Genomic DNA, 20763 nt, shown 5'->3' on the forward strand with positions numbered 1-20763 from the left:
GCCTGGATCAGACGCCTGAATCAGACAAGCGCCTTGGCCGCGTCGTCGAGCGTTCCGGCCACATCGTCGCCGTAGAGGATCATTTCGGTATGCGCCGCGCCCGAAGGGATCATCGGGAAGCAGTTCGATTCCTTGGCCACGCGGCAGTCGACGATGACCGGGCCGGGGTGGGCGATCATCGCCTCGATCCCGGCGTCGAGTTCGCTTTCGTTCTCGATGCGCAGGCCCTTCCAGCCATAGGCCTCGGCAAGGCGCACGAAGTCGGGCAGGCTGCTCGAGTACGAGTTCGAGTAGCGGCTCTCGTAGGTCAGCTCCTGCCACTGGCGCACCATGCCCATCCACTCGTTGTTGAGGATGAACACCTTGACCGGCAGGCGGTACTGCGTGGCGGTGCCCAGTTCCTGGATGTTCATCTGGATCGAGGCGTCGCCCGCGATGTCGATGACCAGGCTGTCCGGGTTGCCAAGCTGCGCGCCGATCGCGGCGGGCAGGCCATAGCCCATGGTGCCAAGGCCGCCCGAGGTCAGCCACTTGTTGGGGCCGAAGAAGTGGAAGTACTGCGCCGCCCACATCTGGTGCTGGCCCACTTCGGTGGCGATGATCGGGTCCTTGTCGCGGGTCAGCGCGAAGAGCCGCTCGATCGCCAGCTGGGGCATGATCGCCTTGCTGTTCGCGGGGTAGGCGAGGCTGTTGCGGGTGCGCCATTGCGCGATCCGGCCCATCCAGCCGGACAGGTCGTTGCCGGCAAAGTCACCCAGGCCTTCGAGGATCTGGGTGAGCACCTGCGCGCAATCGCCGACGATCCCGAGATCGACGGGCACGATCTTGTTGATCGAGGCGCGGTCGATGTCGATGTGGATCTTCTTCGAATTGGGCGCGAAGGCATCGAGGCGGCCGGTGACGCGGTCATCGAAGCGCGAGCCGACGGCGATGATGAGGTCGGCCTGGTTCATCGCCAGGTTGGCCTCGTAAGTGCCGTGCATCCCCAGCATGCCGAGCCAGGCCGGGCTGTCGGCCGGGATGGCGCCAAGGCCCATCAGCGTGGAGGTGACCGGCGCACCGGTTTTCGCCTGAAGCTCGCGCAGCAGCGCGGTAGCCTCGGGGCCCGAGTTGATGACCCCGCCCCCGGTGTAGAGGATCGGTGCCTTCGCCGCCTTGATCATGGCGACGGCCTCGTCGATCTCGCTCTGCTCGCCGCGCAGGCGCGGGTCGTAGCGGTTGCGACGCTGGACCGGCGCCTCGCTCCACGTCGCGGTCGCGACCTGGACGTTCTTGGGGATGTCGATCAGCACCGGGCCGGGGCGGCCGGTGGTGGCGATCTGGAACGCCTCGTCGATCACCGCGGCAAGGTCGGCCGGGTTTTTCACCAGATAGTTGTGCTTTGTGCAGTGCCGGGAAATGCCGACCGTATCGGCTTCCTGGAAGCCGTCCGAGCCGATCAGGTTGGTCGCGACCTGGCCCGAAATGATGACCAGCGGGATCGAATCCATAAAGGCATCGGCGATGCCGGTGATCGCGTTGGTCGCGCCCGGACCAGAGGTGACCAGCACGACGCCGGGCTTGCCGGTCGAACGCGCGTAACCTTCGGCGGCGTGCGCCGCGCCGGCTTCGTGCCGCACGAGGATGTGACGCAGGCGCTCATCACCGAATAGGGCATCGTAGATCGGTAGTACCGCGCCGCCGGGATAGCCGAAGACGACTTCGACTCCCTGTCGGACCAGACTTTCGACCAGGATGTTCGCGCCACTGCGCTCGTCACTCACAACATGTTCCTTCATGCCACGCGGGCCCCCGGAATAGGGCTACGCGAGTTGGATAATGGCGGAGGATTTCCTCCAAAGAATCGGACCCGGCGCGACTGCGAACGTCACACCGGGCCACCCTCTCTTCGAGCCCAACTTCCACGGGCTTTATCCGGCTGCCTTTAGGGGACGCGAAATATCACGTCAACCCATAGTGTCGAAACAAAATATCGCAAATCGAATTCACGGTGTAATTTTCTGCTGCAATTCGCGGCCATTCGGCGGGGGGTTGATGCCGCAGCCAGGTGAACTGACGTTTCGCATAATTGCGTGTGGCCTGTGCCGCGCGCGCCAGGGCGTCTTCCTGCGTGCATTCTCCGGCAATCCACGCCGCGATTTCGGGCACGCCGATCGCGCGCATCACGGCAAGCGCCGGATCGAGCCCGCGCGCCAGCAGCGCCTCGACCTCGGCGCGCGCGCCAGCGGCGATCATCGCCGCGAAGCGGGTATCGCAGCGCGCGTAGAGCCAGGTGCGTTCGGGCATCAGGATGGCGGGGAACAGGCTGACGCTTTCGCCGATCCCGCCTTCCTTGTGTTGCTGCCAGTGGGCCAGCGGCTTGCCGCTCGAGCGCACCACTTCGAGCGCGCGCGCGATACGGGTGGTGTCGGTCGGTGCGAGCGCGGCGGCGCGGGCGGGGTCTTCGGCGCACAGCGCATGGTAGGCCTCTGCGACCGTGAGCGCGCGCACGGCGGCGCGGATCGCGGGATCGATTTCGGGGACCGGCGCGATCCCTTCGAGCAGGGTGCGGATATAGAGCCCGGTGCCACCCACGAGGATCGGCACGGCGCCGGCGCTGTGAACCTGGGCGATGGTGGTGCGGGCGGCCTTGGCCCAGTCGGCGGCCGAACAGCTCTCGGCGCCGTCCCAGGCCCCGAACAGGCGGTGCTCGATCGTGCCCATTTCGGCGGGCGTGGGGCAGGCGCTGAGGATGGGAATGTCGGCGTAGACCTGCGAGGCGTCGGCGTTGATGATGACGGCCTTGCCGCCCATCGCCTCGAGCCGCTGCGCGAGCGTGAGCGCACAATCGCTCTTGCCGCTCGCGGTCGGCCCTGCGATGAGCGCCAGCGGTGGCCGCTCGCCGGTCGTCGTATCGTAGTTCGCATCAAGGAATTTGGCAGTGCTCATCGCTCGGCTGATAGCAGACCCGGAAAATCTCTCGGCAAAAATCGACAAGGCGAAAGCCGATATGGAACAGGCCGGGACGCAGCTTGCTTCGGCCGCGCTGCTCGATGCGGGCGCCCAGACGGTGCAGCTTGGCTCGCCAGACAGTGACGCCGGGGTGCTGCGCGGCGCGATCGACGCGCATTTCGGCGCGAGCGATGGCCTCGTCTGCGATCACGAGCCGATCTTGCCCAAGGTGTTCATCTCGGACATGGATTCGACGATGATCGGGCAGGAATGCATCGACGAGCTGGCCGATTTTGCCGGGCTCAAGGCAAAGATCGCCGACATTACCGAGCGCGCGATGCAGGGCGAGCTCGATTTCGAATCCGCGCTGCGCGAGCGCGTCGGGCTGCTCAAGGGCCTGCGCGAGAGCGCGGTCGACGATTGCCTTGCCGAGCGTATCCGCCCGATGCCGGGCGCGCGCGTGCTGGTGCAGACGCTGCGCAAGCTGGGGTGCCGCACCGTGCTGGTGACCGGCGGTTTTCACCATTTTGCCGATCCGATCGCGGCGATGCTCGGCTTTGAGCATGTCGTGGGCAATCGCCTGGGCGTGGCCGATGGCAAGCTGACCGGCGAGCTGGCGGGGCCGGTGGTCGACAGTTCGGTGAAGAAGGCGACGCTCATCGCCGAAGTCGAGGCGGCGAGCGCGGGCCTGGAGCGTCCCGTCGCGAGCCTGGCCACCGGCGATGGCGCCAACGATATTCCCATGCTGGTGGAGGCGACCTATGGCCTGGCCTACTACGCCAAGCCCAAGGCGCGCGCGGCGGCCAATGGCTGGGTCGAGCGCGGGGATCTGACCAGCGTGCTGCGGCTGCTTGGCATCGACGAGCAGGACTGGGTGCTGGACTGACTGGAGGGGAGGGCTTCCCCTGCTCGCACGATCTTACGCCATTTCAATCGGTTGTTTGAGATGAACGAGGCCTTGTCGGAGTAATGTTAACGCTCCGGCAAGGCGCGTGTGCTTTTGTCGCGCGTTGTTCCTCGTGATGAAAGCCCGCGCCTGTCATGCCTGAATTTCCTCCGGCCCGCGAGGCGCCGTCGCTTGCCGACGGCGGCCCGCTCTACGAGCCGTGGAGCGCGCAGTCGGCGGGGCGCATCCGTCTTTCCTTGCGCGCGCAGGTACGGCGCATCTCGACCGGGGTGCTGGCGGGCGCGTCGACCGGCTATGCGCAGAGCCTCGTGCTCGTTGCCGCGCTGGAGCGCTGGCTCGATGAAAGCCGCTGCGACCTGCTGCACGCGCTGCACGACAATGCGGGGCGCGACGGTGTCCGCTCGCACGCGATCGCGGTGGCGGTGCTGATGATGAACCTGGCGCGGACCATGGAGCTGCCCGAAGAAGAGGTCCGCGCGTTGGGGATTGCCGGGCTGTTTCACGATATCGGCAAGCTTCTGGTCCCCGATGCCATCCTCGACAAGCCCGGCCTGCTTGATGCGCACGAACTGGCGCGCATGCGCGGGCATACCGAGGACGGGGTCACGCTGCTGCGTCGTTGCGGGATCACGGCGCCACTGATTGTCGACGTCTGTGCGCAGCATCACGAGCGGATCGATGGCAGTGGCTATCCGCTTGGGCTCACCGGGGGCGCCATCCGCATCGAGGCGCGCATGGCAGCCTTGTGCGATGTGTACGATGCGCTGATTTCGAACCGGACGTACAAGGCGCCGTGGAGCCCGGCGCGCGCACTGGGCGAATTGCGCGCTTCGCCCGCGTACGATCAGGTCCTGCTGGAGACTTTCGCGCAGAGCCTGTGCTGCGTGGATCGCAACGTGGAGCAGGGCATCGGCGCGCTGGCCTGACGCAAGACGCCCCCGAACCCTTGCGGGTCGGGGGCGTCGAGAGGTTTCAGGGCCGGGGCGCTGCAATCAGCTTTCCATCCAGTCCTTGAAGAAGGCGTCGTTCGCGGCGCGCAAGCTGGCGATTTCGACGCCCGCGACGCTCGATCCGCCAACCGTGCCGATCTGCACCGCATCGGGGATTTCGGTTCCCGGCGCGGCGGTTACGACATAGCGCGACTGGTCTTCGCCGAACGCCTGCGCGGTGGTCAGTGGGGCGTCGAGCGAGCAGCCAAGGTTGCCAGCCAGCGCCATTTCGGCAAGCGCGACGATGAGACCGCCATCGCTTACGTCGTGCACGGCGCTGACGCGACCTGCGGTGATCAGTTCGCGCACCAGGGCGCCGTTGGCGGCTTCGGCCTCGAGGTCGACCTTGGGCGCATCGCCTGCTTCACGGCCCGCAATGGTCTTGAGCCAGAGCGACTGGCCAAGGTGGGTGCCTTCGCCTCCGATGAGCCAGATCGCCTCGCCTTCGTTCTTGAAGGCGATGGTGGCCATGGCGTCATGGTCGGCAAGAATGCCCACGCCGCCGATCGCGGGGGTGGGCAGGATCGCCGAACCGCCGCCGGTGGCCTTCGATTCGTTGTAGAGCGACACGTTGCCCGAGACGATCGGGTAATCGAGCGCCCGGCAGGCATCGCCCATGCCGCCAAGGCAGCCCACGATCTGGGCCATGATCTCGGGGCGCTGCGGGTTGGCGAAGTTGAGGCAGTTGGTGATCGCCAGCGGCCGCCCGCCGACAGCGCAGATGTTGCGGTAGGTTTCCGCGACCGCCTGCTTGCCGCCCTCATAGGGATCCGCGTAGCAGTAGCGCGGCGAACAGTCGGTGCTGATCGCGAGCGCCTTCTTCGTGCCGTGGACGCGCACCACGGCCGCGTCGCCGCCCGATTTCTGCATCGTGTCCGCGCCAACCTGGCTGTCGTACTGCTGCCAGATCCACGCGCGCGAGGCGAGATCGGGCGAGCCGATGAGGGTAAGCAGGTCGGCGCCGAGGTCAGTCTGCGCGGGCACGTCGCCCATCGCGGGCACCCTGGCCCAGGCCTTGTATTCCTCGGGGCTGACATAGGGGCGTTCGTATTCGGGCGCATCGTCGGCAAGCGGGCCGAGCGGAATGTCGCAGACCACTTCGCCATTGAATTCGAGCACCATGTGCCCGGTGTCGGTGACTTCGCCGATCACCGCGAAGTCCAGTTCCCACTTGGTGAAGATGGCCTCGGCCATGGCTTCCTTGCCCGGCTTGAGGACCATCAGCATGCGCTCCTGCGATTCGGAGAGCATCATCTCGTAAGGGGTCATAGCCTCTTCGCGGCACGGCACCTTGTTCATGTCGAGCCGGATGCCCGCGCCGCCCTTGCTGGCCATCTCGACCGAGGAGGAGGTGAGGCCGGCCGCGCCCATGTCCTGGATCGCGACGATCGCGTCGGTCGCCATGAGTTCGAGGCAGGCCTCGATCAGCAGCTTTTCGGTGAAGGGATCGCCGACCTGCACGGTCGGGCGTTTTTCCTCCGACTTCTCGTCGAAGTCGGCCGAGGCCATGGTTGCGCCGTGGATGCCGTCCCGTCCGGTCTTCGAGCCGACGTAGACGATGGGGTTACCAAGGCCGGTCGCGGCGCAGTAGAAGATCTTGTCGGTCTGGGCGACGCCCACGGTCATCGCGTTGACGAGGATGTTGCCGTCGTAGGCCTGGTGGAAGTTGGTCTCGCCACCCACGGTGGGCACGCCCACGCAGTTACCGTAGCCGCCGATGCCCGCGACCACGCCCTGGACGAGGTGCTTCATCTTGGGGTGCTCGGGGCGACCGAAGCGCAGCGCGTTCATGTTCGCGACGGGGCGTGCGCCCATCGTGAAGACGTCGCGCAGGATGCCGCCCACGCCCGTCGCCGCGCCCTGGTAGGGCTCGATGTACGAGGGGTGGTTGTGGCTTTCCATCTTGAAGATCGCGGCCTGGCCATCGCCGATGTCGATCACGCCCGCGTTCTCGCCGGGGCCGCAGATGACCCAGGGCGCCTCGGTCGGCAGCTTCTTGAGGTGGAAGCGGCTCGACTTGTAGGAGCAGTGCTCGGACCACATGACCGAGAAGATGCCCAGTTCCACGAGGTTGGGCTCGCGGCCAAGCGCATTCAGGACGCGCTGGTATTCCTCGGGATTGAGGCCATGCGCCTCGACGACGTCAGGGGTGATTTCGCTCATGCGAGGCCCTTAGCCATCTCCTCGCGCGCTTGCTAGTCTCCTTTGTCAGCTTGTTGACCGGTTCGGTGGCGCTGCCTGGGGGGAGGGCGCAAGGCGCGCGCCGGGCCGGAGCGCGCCCGGGGGCATGAACCAGGGCGCTGCCAGGCCTTTGGCGGGGGCGATGAAAAGGCGCGTCAGGCACCTTGACCGGTGTTGCCGGGGGCGTCATTGCTGGGGCATGGATGCCCAGACACCCGAACTCGACACGCTCAGCTTCGAACAGGCCCTGCGTGAACTGGAAACGATCGTGCGCCAGCTCGAAAGCGGCGAAGTGGCGCTGGAGGATTCGATCACGCTCTATGAAAAGGGCGAAAAGCTGCGCGCGCATTGCCAGAAGCGGCTCGATGCGGCGCAGGCCCGGATCGAGAAGATCGTCACCGGTCCCGATGGCGTACCCGCAGGGGTGCAGCCCTTCGACGCGCAGGAGCGCTGAGCCGTGAGCCAGGCGATCGCGCCTGATTCGCAGCTGGGCGAAGCGCTCGCCCAGATCGCCTTTGAGGTCGACAACGCCTTCGACGCACTGCTGCCGGTGCCCGACGACGCACGCGCGCGGCTGTTCGAGGCGATGCGCTACGCCGCGATGGGCGGGGGCAAGCGGCTGCGGCCGCTGCTCGTTGCCGCCGTTGCGGAAATGTACGGCGTCCAGCGCGAGGCCGCGATCCGCGCGGGGATCGCGCTCGAATCGATCCACGTCTATTCGCTCATCCACGACGATCTGCCGTGCATGGACGATGACGCGCTGCGCCATGGCAAGCCGACCGTGCATCTGGCCTTCGACGAGGCGACGGCTGTGCTGGCCGGCGATTCGCTGCACGACTTCGCCTTCGAGATCCTGTCCGATCCCGCGACGAGCGCCGATCCCTTCACGAGGATCGAACTTGTCCGCACGCTCGCGCTGGCAAGCGGGGCGCAAGGCATGGCGGGTGGTCAGATGATGGACCTCGTCGCCGAAAGCACCGAATTCGACCTGCATACGGTAACCCGCCTGCAGCAGCTCAAGACCGGCGCGCTGCTCGGCGCGGCGGTGGAGCTGGGCGCCGTGCTCGGCCGTGTCGCGCCCGAGGGGCGTGCGCACTTGCGCAGCTACGCGCGCGACATCGGCCTTGCCTTCCAGATCGCCGACGATCTCATCGACCACGAAGGCGATGCGCACGTCGCCGGCAAGGCCGTGGGCAAGGATGCCGAGGCGGGCAAGGCAACGTTCGTTTCGCTGATGGGCGCCGAGCGGGCCCGCGAACAGGCGCGGATGCTGGTGGAGCAGGCGATCGGCCATCTCGCGCAGCATGGCGGCGAGGCGGATCTCCTGCGCAGCCTGGCGCGCTTCATCGTCGAACGGGATCGCTAGGGCACGCCCGTGTCACTCCTGTGCAATTGCCACTCCCGTGCAATTGTCACTCCCGCGCAATCGGGCGCAATCGCGAGCGGCGGCCGATGGGCCGCATGGAGGAAGCTCAATGACCGACACTATGGGGGCGCAGCGCATCGGGGTCTATCCCGGTACGTTCGATCCGATCACGCTGGGGCATGCCGACATCATCCGGCGCGGCGCGAAGCTGGTCGACCGGCTGATCATCGGGGTGACGACCAATCCGTCCAAGGACCCGATGTTCACGCCCGAGGAACGCATGGCGATGGTTGAGCGCGAAGTCGCTGCGCTAGGGCTGGCCAACGTCACGGTGGTCGGGTTCAACGCGCTGCTGATGAAGTTCGCGCGCCACCAGGGCGCCAGCGTGATCCTGCGGGGGCTGCGCGCGGTGGCCGATTTCGAATACGAATACCAGATGGCGGGGATGAACCAGCAGCTCGATCCCGAGATCGAGACGGTGTTCCTCATGGCCGATGTCAGCCTCCAGCCGATCGCCTCCAAGCTGGTCAAGGAAATTGCGCTGTTCGGCGGCGATATCAGCAAGTTCGTCAGTCCTGCGGTCTGCGCCGACGTGATCGAGCGGATCGCCCAGCGCGGGCGCCTGGGCGACTATTGAGGCGCCGCGTTTTTGCAAATCATTCATTGTGCCGACAGCGCGCGGGCTCTATCGCCCCATGCGTTGGACCGGTTTCGAGCTTGTGAGTAACCCATGAAATTTCGCCTTTCCGTTGCTGCGCTGATGCTGGGCGCTGTCGTTTCTGCCGGTCCCGTGATGGCCAAGCCCAAGATGACCGACGTGGCCGAAGCGCCGACCAAGCTGCCGACCAAGGTCGACATGGACCCCACGCATGACCCTGACGACGTGCTGGTGCTCGATCTCAGCAACGGTGGCCGCGTGCTTATCCGGCTCATGCCGCAGTGGGCACCCAAGCATGTCGAGCGCATCCAGACACTGACCCGCCAGGGGTTCTACGACGGGGTGATCTTCCACCGCGTGATCGATGACTTCATGGCGCAGACCGGCGATCCGACGGGAACCGGGCAGGGCGGCTCGAAGCTCCCCGACCTCGAGGCCGAATTCAACGACATTCCCAACGTGCGCGGCACCGTGGCGATGGCGCGCACCAACGATCCGAACAGCGCCAACAGCCAGTTCTTCATCGATTTCTATCCGCGCTTTTCGCTCGACCACAACTACACCGTGTTCGGCCGCGTGATCGCCGGGATGAATTTCGTCGACGAAATCCACCGCGGCGAACCGCCCAAGGACCCGACCAAGATCCTCCAGGCCTCGCTCTATTCGCAGAACAAGCCCGCTCCCGCGATGCCCGCGCCGAGCACCGATGCACCGGTGACGCTCGACCAGCTGGGCAATGGCAATCCGGCTCCGGCGCGCGCGCCCGGCTCGCACTGATCCGTGCGTTGAGGTCCGCGCGCAAGGCTGCGCTTGCCGTTGGCGCCAACAGGGGCTAGCGGCAGGCCACCATGCGAGTAGACCTGTTCGATTTCGACCTTCCGACCGAAAACATCGCGCTGCGCCCGGCCCGCCCGCGCGACGCGGCGCGCTTTCTCGTTGCTGATGGCGCAGCCCCGCTGGCCGATCATCATGTGCGCGATCTGCCCGAGGTGCTTACGCCCGGCGATGTTCTGGTGTTCAACGACACCCGCGTGATCCCCGCGCAGCTCGAAGGCCGTCGCGGCGAGGCGCGCATTGGCGCCACGCTGCACAAACGGCTCGACCTCAGGCGCTGGCAGGCGTTCGTGCGCAACGCGAAGCGGCTCAAGGCGGGCGACCGCATCGCCTTTTCCGCCGATGTCGAAGCGATTGCCGAAGAACGCTGGGCCGATGGCAGCTGGACGCTCGCCTTCCAGGGCGACGAGCCGGTCGAGGTCCTGCTCGAACGCGCCGGACGTATGCCGCTGCCGCCCTACATCGCGGGCAAGCGCGACACCGACGAGGCCGACCAGAGCGACTACCAGACGATGTTCGCGCGCGAGAAGGGCGCCGTTGCGGCGCCGACCGCGGCGCTCCACTTCACGCCCGAACTGGTTGATCGGCTGGCGGCCGCCGGGATCGGGCGCGAAACGCTGACGCTTCATGTCGGCGCGGGTACTTTCCTGCCGGTCAAGGCGGATGACACCACCGACCACCAGATGCATTCCGAATGGGGCCGCATCGATGCCGAGACGGCCGATCGCCTCAACGCGGTGCGCGCGCGGGGAGGGCGGTTGATCGCGGTGGGCACGACGAGCCTGCGCCTGCTTGAAAGCGCGACCGGCGAGGACGGCGTCATTCGCCCGTTCGAAGGCGATACGGCGATCTTCATCACGCCGGGCTACCGTTTCAAGGCGATCGATGGGCTCATGACCAACTTCCACCTCCCCAAGTCGACGCTGTTTATGCTGGTGTCCGCGCTCATGGGACTGGAGAAGATGCAGGCGGTCTATGCCCACGCCATCGCGAACGGGTATCGGTTCTATTCTTACGGCGATTCCAGCCTGCTTTTGCCCGCGCGCTGACGGGGCGTATTAAAAGTAACGGTTCGCCTGAATTAGGGTGTTTGTCTTCGGAGTATCTTGTCGCTTAGGCTGATCGGGCCTGTCGGTCGTGATGGGGCCGAAAATGCGGAGAGGATGCCTATGCCGCCCGCGATGGTCACCGTGCCGACCGGCAAGCTGCCGCAGGCGCGGGTGACCGACATGGCGACCTGCGTCGTCCCCCCCGATGTCATCGTCAAGGGTTCGGCGACGGTGCTGGTGGGCTCGCTGCCCGCATGGGGGACAACACCGCGCATGGCGGCGTGATCGTGGGGGGCTTTCCTGCCGTCCTCATCGGTGGTTGAAGCGCTCTTGCGAAAATCGGGGGGCGGAGCGCCGCGCGACGCTTTTCACGATGATAATGCAAATGCGTCTTGGCACCGCAAGGCGGCTTGCCCATCTTGGTGGCCATGCAGAACATTCTGGAAATCGAGGGCCTGACGAAAACCTACGCGGGCGGCTTCACCGCGCTCGCCGGGGTCGACCTGGCCATCCGCAAGGGGGAGATCTTCGCCCTGCTCGGGCCAAACGGGGCGGGCAAGACCACGCTGATCGGAGCCGTCTGCGGGCTGGTTCGCCCCGGTTCGGGGACGATCCGCGCCTTTGGCGAGGACATGGGGCGCCACTGGCGCACCTTGCGCCGGCGCATCGGCCTCGTCCCGCAGGAACTGAGCACCGACATGTTCGAGACGGTGCTGGCGACGGTCAACTATTCGCGCGGCCTGTTCGGGCTCGCGCCCGATGCGGCCAAGGTGGAGGATGTGCTGCGCGCGCTCAGCCTGTGGGACAAGCGCCACGAATCGCTGCGCGCGCTGTCGGGTGGCATGAAGCGCCGGGTGCTGATCGCCAAGGCGCTTGCCCACGACCCCGAACTGCTGTTCCTCGACGAGCCGACCGCGGGGGTCGACGTTGAGCTGCGCCGCGACATGTGGCGCCAGATCGCCGCGCTGCGCGATCGCGGGACGACCATCATCCTGACCACCCACTACATCGAGGAGGCCGAGGAAATGGCCGACCGGGTGGGCATCATCCAGGCCGGAACGATCCGCGTGGTCGAGGAAACCCGCACGATCATGGCGCACCTGGGGCGGACCGAGGCGCATTTTACGCTAGGATACCCGCTCGCCGAAGTGCCCGAGGCGCTTGCCGCCTTCCCGGTCCAGCTGGCCGAGGATGGGCGCGAACTGGTCTATCGCGGCGGCGACGGGGCCGGGCAGGGCAAGGCGCAGGTCGCCGCGCTGGCCAAGGCGATGGTGCTGGCCGGGGTTGAATTCACAGCGATCAACATGCGCGAATCGAGCCTTGAGGAAATCTTCGTGACGCTGCTCGACAGCCCGGCCGGACAGGGAGAGGCGGCATGATCCATTTCAACGCGCGCAGCGCCTGGTCGATCTACCTCCACGAACTGGACCGGGCGCGGCGCACCGCGCTGCAGTCGATCGTCGCGCCGTTGCTGTCGACGATGCTCTACTTCGTGGTGTTCGGCGCTGCGGTCGGCAGTCGGATGAATTCGGGGCTCGACGGGGTCGATTACGGAGCGTTCATCGTGCCGGGGCTGCTGATGCTCACGCTGCTGAGCGAAAGCACCTCGAACGGGGCTTTCGGGATCTACATGCCGCGCTTTACCGGCGCGATCTACGAGCTGCTGTCGGCTCCCGTCGGCTTTGGCGAGACGCTGGCCGGCTTCGTCGGCGCGGCGGCCACCAAGTCGCTGGTGCTCGCCGCGATCATCATGGGGACCGCACGCTTCTTCGTCGATTATCAGGTGGTGCATCCCTTCTTCGTGCTGGGCTTCATCCTGCTCGTTTCTTCCTCGTTTTCGCTGTTCGGGTTCATTCTCGGGATATGGGCGAAGAGCTTCGAGCAGGTGGGCATGGTGCCTGCGCTGTTCGTGATGCCGCTGACCTTCCTTGGCGGCACGTTCTACTCGGTCGACGTGCTGCCCGAGCCCTGGCGCTCGATCGCGCTGGTCAATCCGATGGTCTACCTGGTCAACGGATTGCGCTGGTGTTTCTATGGCAAGGCGGATTTCCCGGTCATCGTCTCGCTGGCCATGGCGCTGGGCTTTTTGACGATTTGTGTCGTTATAATTGCGCGAATTTTTGCGACGGGGTGGCGTTTGCGGTCCTGATTAAGTAGGCGTTGGGCATGCCATCGATCCTGCGGTCCAGCCTCGTCCTCTCGCTCGCACTTGCCCCTCTTCCCGCGCTGGCCCATGCCCGGTCGGTGCCGGTGGTGCAGCCTCTGCCGCCGGCCTACGACTGGCCGGTGATCGTGATGCCCGATCCGATCCCGCCGCGTCCGGTGGCGGTTCTGCTGCCCGATTATCCTTCCCCCGTGCCTTTCATCAAGGCCGAGCCGCCCAAGCTTCCCGAAACCGTGCGCGCGATGCTGGCCGAGGCCATGGCCTCGGACAAGTCGGACGAGATGGAAGCCGTCGCCAAGTTCGCCATGAAGACCCAGCCCTGGTTCAAGGATGAAATCAAGGCGATGCAGAAGCAGCAGAAGGATCGCCTCGCCAAGGAAGCGGCCGACAAGCAGGCCGCCAAGGAAAAGCGCATCCGCGCGGCGGGTATCCTCCAGCTGTGGACCGGCGAGGTCGATCTTGGCGGCTACCGCAACACGGGCAACACCAACAATTTCGGGGTGACCGGATCGCTCAAGCTGGTGCGCACGGGGATCAAGTGGGAACACACGATCACCGCAACCGCCAATTATCAGGAGACCGATCACGAGATCACCACCAACAAGTACCTGATCGGTTACCAGCCGCGCTACACGCTCCACGAAGGCTACTTCGTCTATGGCCGGGCGCAGTATGAAAAGGACCCGATTTCAGGCTACTACAACCGCTACACGGCTTCGGGAGGTCTGGGGCGGCGGCTCATCAAGAACGACCGCATGACGCTGTCGGTCGAAATCGGTCCGGCGTTGCGCCAGGTCGATTATGTCGACGATCCCAACCAGACCACCTGGTCGGTGCTGACTTCCACTGACTTTTCGTGGAAGGTCAACGACATGATGAAGGTAACCGAAACCGCCAGCGCTTACGTAGGGACGGACAACGGCACCTTCACCTCGCTCACCGCGCTCGAGGCGAGCATGACCAAGAAGCTCAAGCTCAAACTCTCCTATTCGTTCGAGCACGAGACCAATCCGGCCTCGGACACGCTCAAGACCGACACGATTTCCGCCTTGTCTCTGGTCTACGGCTTCTAGGAGCGCTAACGGGCTTGGCCATGAAGCCCCGTTTCCAGTTTTCGATCCATGCCCGCGATGGTCGGGCCCGCACCGGTCTCATCCAGATGCGCCGCGGCGAGATCCGCACGCCCGCCTTCATGCCGGTGGGCACCGCCGCCACGGTCAAGGCGATGAAGCCCGAAGGCGTGCGCGCCGCCGGGGCCGACATCATCCTTGGCAACACCTATCACCTCATGCTGCGTCCGGGCGCCGAGCGCATGGCGCGCCTGGGCGGTCTGCACCGGTTCATGAACTGGGACCGCCCGATCCTTACCGACAGCGGCGGCTATCAGGTGATGAGCTTGTCCGAACTGCGCAAGATCACCGAGGAGGGCGTGACGTTCGCCAGCCACCTCGATGGCTCGCGCCACATGCTCAGCCCCGAACGTTCGATGGAAATCCAGCGCCTGCTCGGCTCGGACATTGTGATGGCCTTCGACGAGTGCCCCAAGATCGACCAGCCGCGCGATGTCATCGCGCGCTCGATGGAAATGTCGATGCGCTGGGCCAAGCGCAGCCGCGACGGGTTCGACAGCGGCGAGGAGCACGCCGAGCGTTCGGCGCTGTTCGGGATCCAGCAGGGCGCGCTCGATGAAGGCTTGCGCAAGGCGAGCGCGGACGCGCTGGTCGACATCGGTTTCGATGGTTACGCGATTGGCGGCCTGGCGGTGGGCGAAGGGCAGGAGGCGATGTTCGCCACGCTCGACTTTGCCCCGCTCCAGCTGCCCGACGATCGCCCGCGCTACCTGATGGGCGTGGGCAAGCCCGACGACCTTGTCGGCGCGGTCGAGCGTGGGGTCGACATGTTCGACTGCGTGCTGCCGACCCGTTCGGGCCGCAACGGGCAGGCGTTCACCTGGAACGGCCCGCTCAACATGCGCAACGCGCGCCATGCCGAGGATAGCGATCCGATCGATACGCGCTGCCCGTGCCCGACCTGCACGACCTATTCGCGCGCCTACCTCCACCATCTCATCCGCGCGGGCGAAATGCTGGGGGCGATGCTGCTGACCGAACACAACATCTGGTTCTACCAGCAGCTCATGCAGGCGATGCGCGATGCCATCGCCGAGCAGCGCTTCGCGGCCTTTGCGGCCGATTTCCGACGCGATTACTTCGCCGCGCGTTCGGGCTAGAGCGCTTTCTGAACCGTCACCTGACGGTTCTGAAAATGCGTTAAAACAAAGAGCTAGAGCAAGCGAAACGCCGCGAAAGCCAGGCTTGCCAGCAGCACGCCGAGGCTGGAGAGAAGGGCCAGCCCGGCGCGGTTTCCGGCCCGGCCTGCGGCGGTGAATACGATCCCTGCCTTGAAGGCCATGTTGCTGGCCACCGTCCCGGCGAGCGCGAGCGCGGCGATCGCGTCGGGTACCGCGCCGCTCGGCAGTGTCGAATAGGCGACCATCGCCGCGTCGACGTCGACGCTTCCGGCCAGAAACAGCGACAGGCCGCCTCCCGCGCCGCCGAAATTGGCCTGTGACCAGCGCACCAGCAGAGCCGCCCCCGCGACCGCGAGCAGGAAGCCGAGCGCGGGGACAAGCTCGAACGGACGGCTTTCGGGCGCCGAGGCGCGCGCCACGCCGTTCTCCTCGCGGCGCCACACCAGCAGCGTGGCGAGCGCGGCGCTCGCCAGCGCCGGGCCGAGCAGCAGCGCAAGACGCGGCAGGATTGCCGGAGCGAGCAGGCTCGCCAGGATCAGCACCCGCGCGTACATGATCGTGCTGGCCAGCGCGATGCCGGTCGCCAGCGGGCCATTGCCGCCTTCGCGCAGCTGGCTGGAAAAGGCCGTGGTCACCGCGGTCGAGGAATAGGCTCCGCCGATGGCCGCCGTGGCCAGCGTGCCACGGGCCGGGCCGATAAGGCGCCGCGCAATGTAGCCCGCGATGGAGAAGCCGGTGATGAGCAGGACCACCAGCCACAACTTGAACGGGTTCCACGCGAGGTAGGGGCCCATGTCGCGGTTGGGCAGGAAGGGCAGCACGCCCACCGCCAGCACGGCGTAACGCACCAGCGCGCGCAGCTCCTCCTGCGTAAGCGCGGCCAGCAGCGAATGGGCCTGCTGGCGGGCCGAGAGCAGCAGCGTGGCGAGCGCGGCGAGCGCGAGGGCCAGCGCGGTATAGCCGCCACCGGCGAGCGCGCCGAGCCCCAGGGTGAGCAGCGCGGCGACAAGGCTCGTCGCGTCGCGCGGATCGCTGCACGCGCGTGGGCGCAGGAACACGGCGAGCAGCAGGGCGGCCATTGCGGCCAGGAACACTGCGCCCAGGGCCTGCGAAAGCTGAAGCGCCAGCACGGCGGCCAGTCCGCCCGCGCCGCCGATCAGGGTGAAGGTCCGCACGCCCGCGACACGCGTACCGTCGGCGGCCGCGCGCTGGCGCCAGCCGCGTTCGATACCGATCAGCAGTCCCGCGCCAAGGGCTGCCAGAAGCTGGAGGCCCAGCGCGATCTGCACCGCATCGCTTGCCGTCTGTGCCTGCACGTCCTCTCCCGCCTCGCGCCCCCGTCGATGCCGGGGCGTCCGAGCGCATAGCACGCCTGGCCCGGCGCGATAGTGCGCGCCGATCTACTTGTGCGCGAAAAGCAGGGTGCCGGGTCCGAGCTGGGCCAGCAGCGGGCGGATGTCGCCGAGCGAAACTGCGAAGCAGCCCAGGCTGCGCCCGATCCGCCCGGTGTGGCGCGCCATGTCGGGCGAGACGTAAGGAGCGCCGTGGATCACGATGGCGCGCTGGTAGGCCAGCGAATTGTCGGGATCGAGCCCGTGCAGGCGGCGCGAGTGGCCGTGCTGCCCGAAATAGGTCTCGCCCACCAGGAAGCTGCCTTGGGAAGACGCGTTCGAGCCGGGCCGGTTGGAAAAACTGTGCACCATCCCGGTGTTGCCCGGATCGGACCCGCGCCCATGCGCGACCAGCAGGTCGGACAGCACGCGCGCGTTGCCAAGATCGACGAGCTGGAAGCGGGCACTGGCGGAAGGCGCTCCGAAATCGACCAGGCCGATGAGGTCGCGCTGGCGCACGCGCATCGCGTGGGTATCGAGCGCGGCCTTGGCCTGTGCCAGGCCTTCGGGCGCGGCCTGGCTGAGCGGGGCGGCAAAAACCTTGGGCGAAGCAAGACTGGCCACGCCCGAAACGAGCGCGCCAAGGACATGGCGACGATGGAACTGCATGGCGAAACAACGACCCGAATGTTTGTCTAAGCACTATGCGAAGCCCTTCAGGGAAATGCAATGCCCGAGGCGATGGCATCGCAAGGGCGAACCCGAAGGCTGTGCGCCGTCTTTGCGCGCGAGACTGGACATGCGCGGCGAAGCCTTCGACATTCCCAGCTCGATCACGCTGCGGTGCGCGATTCGCATCGTGTGCCCGCCTTGCTGCCCCGGTCTGGAGAGCGCCTGCATGCCCACTATCGCGATCGTCAGTCAGAAGGGGGGCTCGGGCAAGACCACGCTCACGCTTCATCTGGCTACCAGTGCCGTCTACGCCGGAAAGCAGGCGACGATCATCGACACCGATCCGCAGGCGACCGCGGCGGCCTGGGGCGACTGGCGCGGGGAATTCCTGCCCGAAGTCGTCACGTGCCCACCGGTTCGCCTGTTCAGCACGGTCGAGCGGGCGCGGCGTGGCGGCGCCGAAGTCGTCGTGATCGACACCCCCCCGCACGGCGATACGGCCTCGCGCGAGGCGGTGCGTCTCGCCGATCTGGTGCTGATCCCGACCAAGGCGCGCGCCTTTGACCTGCACGCGCTCGAGGCGACCGCCGGGCTCATGGCCTATGCCTCGAAACCCGCCTACGTGGTGTTCAACGCGGTTCCCGCTCGGGCGAGCCGGATGCTGGAGGAGGCGGCCAGGTCGGCGCAGAGCCTCGGGCTCAAGGTCTGCCCGATTCATTTCGGCGAACGGGCGGCCTTCCACCGTTCCTCGGGCACTGGCGAAGTGGCGACCGAAATCGAGCCTGACGGAAAGGCGGCGGGCGAAGTCGCGGCGCTGTGGGCCTGGGTTCAGACCGTCCTTCCCGCCTGAGCGCGGTTCGGACGTTCCGTTCGGACCAGTCTGCGGGGAGAAGGGGCTGGCGCATTGGCGGCGTTTTGCTGTTCAGGGGGGCGCTTTTATCCTTGCGTCTAGTTAACTTATATGCGCCTTATCAATCGATTACTGATGGGTTTTTGATTTGGTGGAGACGGGGCAACATGATTTTCAAGCGAACGGCGGCGGCCGTTTCGGGCGCGCTGGCGGCGCAAACGCTGGCGTGCGGAGCGATCGCGCAGCCAGCGCCCGTGTCCGATCTTGCCGCGAAGTTCGGTGCGCGGGCCGATGTCCGCCAGATCACGCTTTCGCCCGATGGGCAGCAGGTGGCGTTCCTGTCCTCAGGCAATCCACGCGGCGAGGTGCTCAGCGTTGCCAACGTGGCTGATGGGCACACCAAGGCCATTCTCAACGCCGCGGGTGGGGACGAGCATATCTCGCGTTGTTCGTGGATTACCAACGACAGGCTGCTGTGCGATTATCGCGCCATCAAGAACATCGCAGGCCAACTCCTGGGCTTCTCGCGGATGTTGGCGGTCGATGCCGATGGTTCCAGGCTCAAGGTTCTGTTCCAGAACCAGTCGCCGTTTCGCCAGCTCTCGCTGCGCCAGTCGGGCGGTGACCTGATCGACTTCGACGGCGGCGAGCCGGGGTCGGTTCTGGTCAGCCGGGAATACGCCAAGGAGCGCACGATCGGCACCCGCCTTGCCGAGGATCGCGATGGGCTGGGGGTGGACCGGCTCGATACGACCACGCTGCGCCGCCGTCCGATCGAGCAGCCCAAGCGCACGGCGGTGGAATACATTTCAGATGGACACGGCGCCATTCGCGTGATGGGCCTGCAGCCGCCCGCATCGGGCGGCTACGCGGCGACCTTCATCGACTACATGTACCGCCCGGCACAGGGAGGGGATGGCTGGAAGCCGCTGTCACGGATCGAATTCAACGGGGCTGGCTGGAGCGGCTTCAACCCTTCGGCGGTCGATCGCGGACTTGACGTGGTCTATGGCTTTCAGGACCACGATGGCTATTCGGCGCTCTACAGCATCGCGCTGGACGGGAGCGGGGCGAGCCGGTTGGTGGCCGGGCGTCCCGGTGTCGATGTCGATGGTCTCGTCCGGATCGGTCGCTCGCGCCGGGTGGTCGGGGTGAGCTACGCGCAGGAATACCGCGTGGTCGACATCTTCGATCCCGACATAAAGTCCATGCTGGCGATGCTGCACAAGTCCTTTCCGGCCGATCGCCAGCTCCAACTGCTCGATGCGAGCGCGGATGAGAGCAAGTTCCTCGTCGAAGTAACGGCCGACGATGATCCAGGCACGATCTATCTGTTCGACCGCAAGACCCGCGAACTGCGCGACCTGCTGCTGGTCCGTCCCCAGCTGGCGAACCTCACGCTGGCGAAGATGAAGCCGGTGACCTACGCGGCGGCGGACGGCACGAAGATCCCCGCTTATCTTACCCTGCCGCCGGGGAAGGAAAATGCCAAGGGCCTGCCGGCCATCGTCATGCCGCATGGCGGGCCGAGCGCGCGGGACGAATGGGGTTTCGACTGGCTCGTGCAATACTACGCTCAGCGTGGTTTCGCGGTGTTGCAGCCGAACTACCGTGGATCGGCAGGTTATGGTGAGAACTGGCTGATGCAGAACGGTTTTAAGTCCTGGCGCAGCGCGATCGGCGATATCGACGATGCGGGCCGCTGGCTGGTTTCGCAAGGCATCGCCGCGCCCGACAAGCTGGCCATCGTGGGCTGGTCCTATGGCGGCTATGCGGCGCTTCAGTCGGGTGTGACGGAGCCGGGGCTGTTCAAGGCGATCGTTGCGATAGCGCCGGTCACCGATCTTGCTCTCCTGCGCGAAGAGAGCCGCGATTTCACGAATTTCCGCTTCGTCGATCGTCAGATCGGGGATGGGCCGCAGGTCGCGGCGGGCTCACCGGCGCAACACGCCGGGGCGATCGCGGTCCCGGTGTTGATGTTTCATGGCACGCTGGACCAGAACGTCGATATCGAGCAGACCCGTCTGATGCAGCGGCGCCTGCAAAGCGCGAGCAAAACGGTCGACGTGGTCGAGTTCGAAGGCCTTGCCCATAGCCTTGACGACAGCGTGGCCCGGCGCACGCTGCTTTCGCAAAGCAATGCGTTCCTGCGCCGGACGATGGGAATGCAGTAAGGCGGCTGGGCGATTGGGGGGCTGCAAACGGCACCCCGAAACAACGCCCGGCGTCAGCCGGGCGGGCTAAGCGGGCCGATCATGCGGGGTCGAGGCGCTCGTTCTCGGCCTTTTCGAGCAAGGTTCCGACATAGGCGATAAAGGCCCCGGTGCGCGTGTCGCGAAAGCCAGCCCCGATCGCGGCGGCGTGGCGCTGCGCGGTGGCGAGGTCGGGATACCATTTCCCGGTGCGGTGAGGGGTGACGTATCGGTAGCGGGTCATCGTGCCTGAGCAATGCTTCCCCTGTCCAAGGGTTGCGTCCATGGCCCGCCCATAGGCGACCATTCCGTCACTTTTGCGACAGCTGGGCATCGTGTGCCGTGTCGTGGGTCACGCCCGGCGCGAAAAAGGCGCAAAAAAAGGGTG

General features: G+C 66.2%; 20 protein-coding genes. 14 read left to right on the forward strand and 6 right to left on the reverse strand.

All coding sequences use genetic code 11. The annotated features are described in order from the left end of the window. Nucleotides 1-20: 20 nt before the first annotated feature. Together ilvB and miaA are read right to left on the reverse strand one after the other, a co-directional pair. Nucleotides 21-1763: a biosynthetic-type acetolactate synthase large subunit gene (gene ilvB / locus MTR62_RS03165; protein WP_244016857.1), complete on the reverse strand. Its 1743-nt coding sequence runs from the start codon at nt 1761-1763 to the stop codon at nt 21-23. A gap of 178 nt (nt 1764-1941) precedes the next feature. After that, nucleotides 1942-2928 (reverse strand): tRNA (adenosine(37)-N6)-dimethylallyltransferase MiaA, encoded by a 987-nt coding sequence (gene miaA, locus MTR62_RS03170; RefSeq protein ID WP_244016859.1) that lies wholly within the window; start codon nt 2926-2928, stop codon nt 1942-1944. A gap of 61 nt (nt 2929-2989) precedes the next feature. Here miaA and serB point away from each other — a divergent pair, with 61 nt between their 5' ends. Beyond that, nucleotides 2990-3817: a phosphoserine phosphatase SerB gene (serB, locus tag MTR62_RS03175; protein ID WP_244016861.1), complete on the forward strand. Its 828-nt coding sequence runs from the start codon at nt 2990-2992 to the stop codon at nt 3815-3817. Nucleotides 3818-3972: 155 nt separating this feature from the next. Continuing rightward, nucleotides 3973-4764, forward strand: coding sequence for an HD-GYP domain-containing protein (locus MTR62_RS03180; protein WP_244016863.1), 792 nt, complete (start codon nt 3973-3975; stop codon nt 4762-4764). A gap of 66 nt (nt 4765-4830) precedes the next feature. Here MTR62_RS03180 and purL read toward each other — a convergent pair whose 3' ends face one another. Then, nucleotides 4831-6990 (reverse strand): phosphoribosylformylglycinamidine synthase subunit PurL, encoded by a 2160-nt coding sequence (gene purL / locus MTR62_RS03185; RefSeq protein ID WP_244016865.1) that lies wholly within the window; start codon nt 6988-6990, stop codon nt 4831-4833. 217 nt (nt 6991-7207) lie between these two features. Between purL and MTR62_RS03190 the strand changes: the two genes are divergently transcribed. The 10 genes from MTR62_RS03190 (at nt 7208) to tgt (ending at nt 15309) form a co-directional block, all read left to right on the forward strand. Next, nucleotides 7208-7462 carry an exodeoxyribonuclease VII small subunit gene (locus MTR62_RS03190; protein WP_244016867.1) on the forward strand — a complete coding sequence of 85 codons (255 nt, stop codon included), beginning with the start codon at nt 7208-7210 and terminating at the stop codon, nt 7460-7462. A 3-nt stretch (nt 7463-7465) separates the two neighbouring features. After that, entirely contained in the window at nt 7466-8374 is a 909-nt protein-coding gene (locus MTR62_RS03195; protein ID WP_244016869.1) for a polyprenyl synthetase family protein, read from the forward strand. A gap of 109 nt (nt 8375-8483) precedes the next feature. Further along, nucleotides 8484-9011, forward strand: a complete 528-nt coding sequence (gene coaD / locus MTR62_RS03200) for a pantetheine-phosphate adenylyltransferase (RefSeq protein ID WP_244016871.1) — start codon at nt 8484-8486, stop codon at nt 9009-9011. A gap of 93 nt (nt 9012-9104) precedes the next feature. Beyond that, nucleotides 9105-9809, forward strand: coding sequence for a peptidylprolyl isomerase (locus tag MTR62_RS03205; protein ID WP_244016873.1), 705 nt, complete (start codon nt 9105-9107; stop codon nt 9807-9809). A 71-nt stretch (nt 9810-9880) separates the two neighbouring features. Further along, the gene (gene queA, locus MTR62_RS03210; RefSeq protein WP_244016876.1) at nt 9881-10915 is read left to right on the forward strand and encodes a tRNA preQ1(34) S-adenosylmethionine ribosyltransferase-isomerase QueA; all 1035 of its coding nucleotides are present in this window, start codon (nt 9881-9883) and stop codon (nt 10913-10915) included. A 114-nt stretch (nt 10916-11029) separates the two neighbouring features. Next, nucleotides 11030-11200 (forward strand): PAAR domain-containing protein, encoded by a 171-nt coding sequence (locus MTR62_RS03215; RefSeq protein WP_244016878.1) that lies wholly within the window; start codon nt 11030-11032, stop codon nt 11198-11200. Between the two features lie 143 nt (nt 11201-11343). After that, nucleotides 11344-12294, forward strand: coding sequence for an ABC transporter ATP-binding protein (locus MTR62_RS03220; RefSeq protein ID WP_244016925.1), 951 nt, complete (start codon nt 11344-11346; stop codon nt 12292-12294). After that, entirely contained in the window at nt 12291-13064 is a 774-nt protein-coding gene (locus MTR62_RS03225; RefSeq protein ID WP_244016880.1) for an ABC transporter permease, read from the forward strand. Before MTR62_RS03220 ends, MTR62_RS03225 begins: the two co-directional genes overlap by 4 nt. Nucleotides 13065-13081: 17 nt before the next feature. Then, nucleotides 13082-14152 carry a DUF481 domain-containing protein gene (locus MTR62_RS03230; protein WP_244016882.1) on the forward strand — a complete coding sequence of 357 codons (1071 nt, stop codon included), beginning with the start codon at nt 13082-13084 and terminating at the stop codon, nt 14150-14152. A gap of 20 nt (nt 14153-14172) precedes the next feature. Beyond that, nucleotides 14173-15309 carry a tRNA guanosine(34) transglycosylase Tgt gene (gene tgt / locus MTR62_RS03235; RefSeq protein ID WP_244016884.1) on the forward strand — a complete coding sequence of 379 codons (1137 nt, stop codon included), beginning with the start codon at nt 14173-14175 and terminating at the stop codon, nt 15307-15309. A gap of 53 nt (nt 15310-15362) precedes the next feature. Here the strand turns inward: tgt and MTR62_RS03240 are convergent, their stop codons facing one another. Continuing rightward, the gene (locus MTR62_RS03240) at nt 15363-16646 is read right to left on the reverse strand and encodes an MgtC/SapB family protein (RefSeq protein WP_244016886.1); all 1284 of its coding nucleotides are present in this window, start codon (nt 16644-16646) and stop codon (nt 15363-15365) included. Nucleotides 16647-16730: 84 nt separating this feature from the next. Beyond that, nucleotides 16731-17330: a murein L,D-transpeptidase catalytic domain family protein gene (locus tag MTR62_RS03245; protein WP_244016888.1), complete on the reverse strand. Its 600-nt coding sequence runs from the start codon at nt 17328-17330 to the stop codon at nt 16731-16733. Between the two features lie 229 nt (nt 17331-17559). Here MTR62_RS03245 and MTR62_RS03250 point away from each other — a divergent pair, with 229 nt between their 5' ends. Further along, the gene (locus MTR62_RS03250) at nt 17560-18183 is read left to right on the forward strand and encodes a ParA family protein (protein ID WP_244016927.1); all 624 of its coding nucleotides are present in this window, start codon (nt 17560-17562) and stop codon (nt 18181-18183) included. Between the two features lie 167 nt (nt 18184-18350). Then, complete coding sequence (locus MTR62_RS03255) at nt 18351-20357, forward strand: alpha/beta hydrolase family protein (protein ID WP_244016890.1); 2007 nt, start codon at nt 18351-18353, stop codon at nt 20355-20357. Nucleotides 20358-20436: 79 nt separating this feature from the next. Here the strand turns inward: MTR62_RS03255 and MTR62_RS03260 are convergent, their stop codons facing one another. Beyond that, on the reverse strand, nt 20437-20619 hold the full coding sequence (locus MTR62_RS03260) for a hypothetical protein (protein WP_244016892.1): 183 nt from the start codon (nt 20617-20619) through the stop codon (nt 20437-20439). Between the last annotated feature and the right edge of the window lie 144 nt (nt 20620-20763).

This window comes from Novosphingobium organovorum (genome assembly GCF_022832435.1).
Taxonomy (GTDB): Bacteria; Pseudomonadota; Alphaproteobacteria; order Sphingomonadales; family Sphingomonadaceae; genus Novosphingobium; species Novosphingobium organovorum.

Coding starts and splice junctions, on each gene's coding strand:
- miaA (WP_244016859.1), bottom strand. CDS start 2,928: ATGAGCACTGCCAAATTCCTTGATGCGAACTACGATACGACGACCGGC.
- serB (WP_244016861.1), top strand. CDS start 2,990: ATGGAACAGGCCGGGACGCAGCTTGCTTCGGCCGCGCTGCTCGATGCG.
- MTR62_RS03180 (WP_244016863.1), top strand. CDS start 3,973: ATGCCTGAATTTCCTCCGGCCCGCGAGGCGCCGTCGCTTGCCGACGGC.
- purL (WP_244016865.1), bottom strand. CDS start 6,990: ATGAGCGAAATCACCCCTGACGTCGTCGAGGCGCATGGCCTCAATCCC.
- MTR62_RS03190 (WP_244016867.1), top strand. CDS start 7,208: ATGGATGCCCAGACACCCGAACTCGACACGCTCAGCTTCGAACAGGCC.
- coaD (WP_244016871.1), top strand. CDS start 8,484: ATGACCGACACTATGGGGGCGCAGCGCATCGGGGTCTATCCCGGTACG.
- MTR62_RS03205 (WP_244016873.1), top strand. CDS start 9,105: ATGAAATTTCGCCTTTCCGTTGCTGCGCTGATGCTGGGCGCTGTCGTT.
- queA (WP_244016876.1), top strand. CDS start 9,881: ATGCGAGTAGACCTGTTCGATTTCGACCTTCCGACCGAAAACATCGCG.
- MTR62_RS03215 (WP_244016878.1), top strand. CDS start 11,030: ATGCCTATGCCGCCCGCGATGGTCACCGTGCCGACCGGCAAGCTGCCG.
- MTR62_RS03220 (WP_244016925.1), top strand. CDS start 11,344: ATGCAGAACATTCTGGAAATCGAGGGCCTGACGAAAACCTACGCGGGC.
- MTR62_RS03225 (WP_244016880.1), top strand. CDS start 12,291: ATGATCCATTTCAACGCGCGCAGCGCCTGGTCGATCTACCTCCACGAA.
- MTR62_RS03230 (WP_244016882.1), top strand. CDS start 13,082: ATGCCATCGATCCTGCGGTCCAGCCTCGTCCTCTCGCTCGCACTTGCC.
- tgt (WP_244016884.1), top strand. CDS start 14,173: ATGAAGCCCCGTTTCCAGTTTTCGATCCATGCCCGCGATGGTCGGGCC.
- MTR62_RS03245 (WP_244016888.1), bottom strand. CDS start 17,330: ATGCAGTTCCATCGTCGCCATGTCCTTGGCGCGCTCGTTTCGGGCGTG.
- MTR62_RS03250 (WP_244016927.1), top strand. CDS start 17,560: ATGCCCACTATCGCGATCGTCAGTCAGAAGGGGGGCTCGGGCAAGACC.
- MTR62_RS03255 (WP_244016890.1), top strand. CDS start 18,351: ATGATTTTCAAGCGAACGGCGGCGGCCGTTTCGGGCGCGCTGGCGGCG.
- MTR62_RS03260 (WP_244016892.1), bottom strand. CDS start 20,619: ATGACCCGCTACCGATACGTCACCCCTCACCGCACCGGGAAATGGTAT.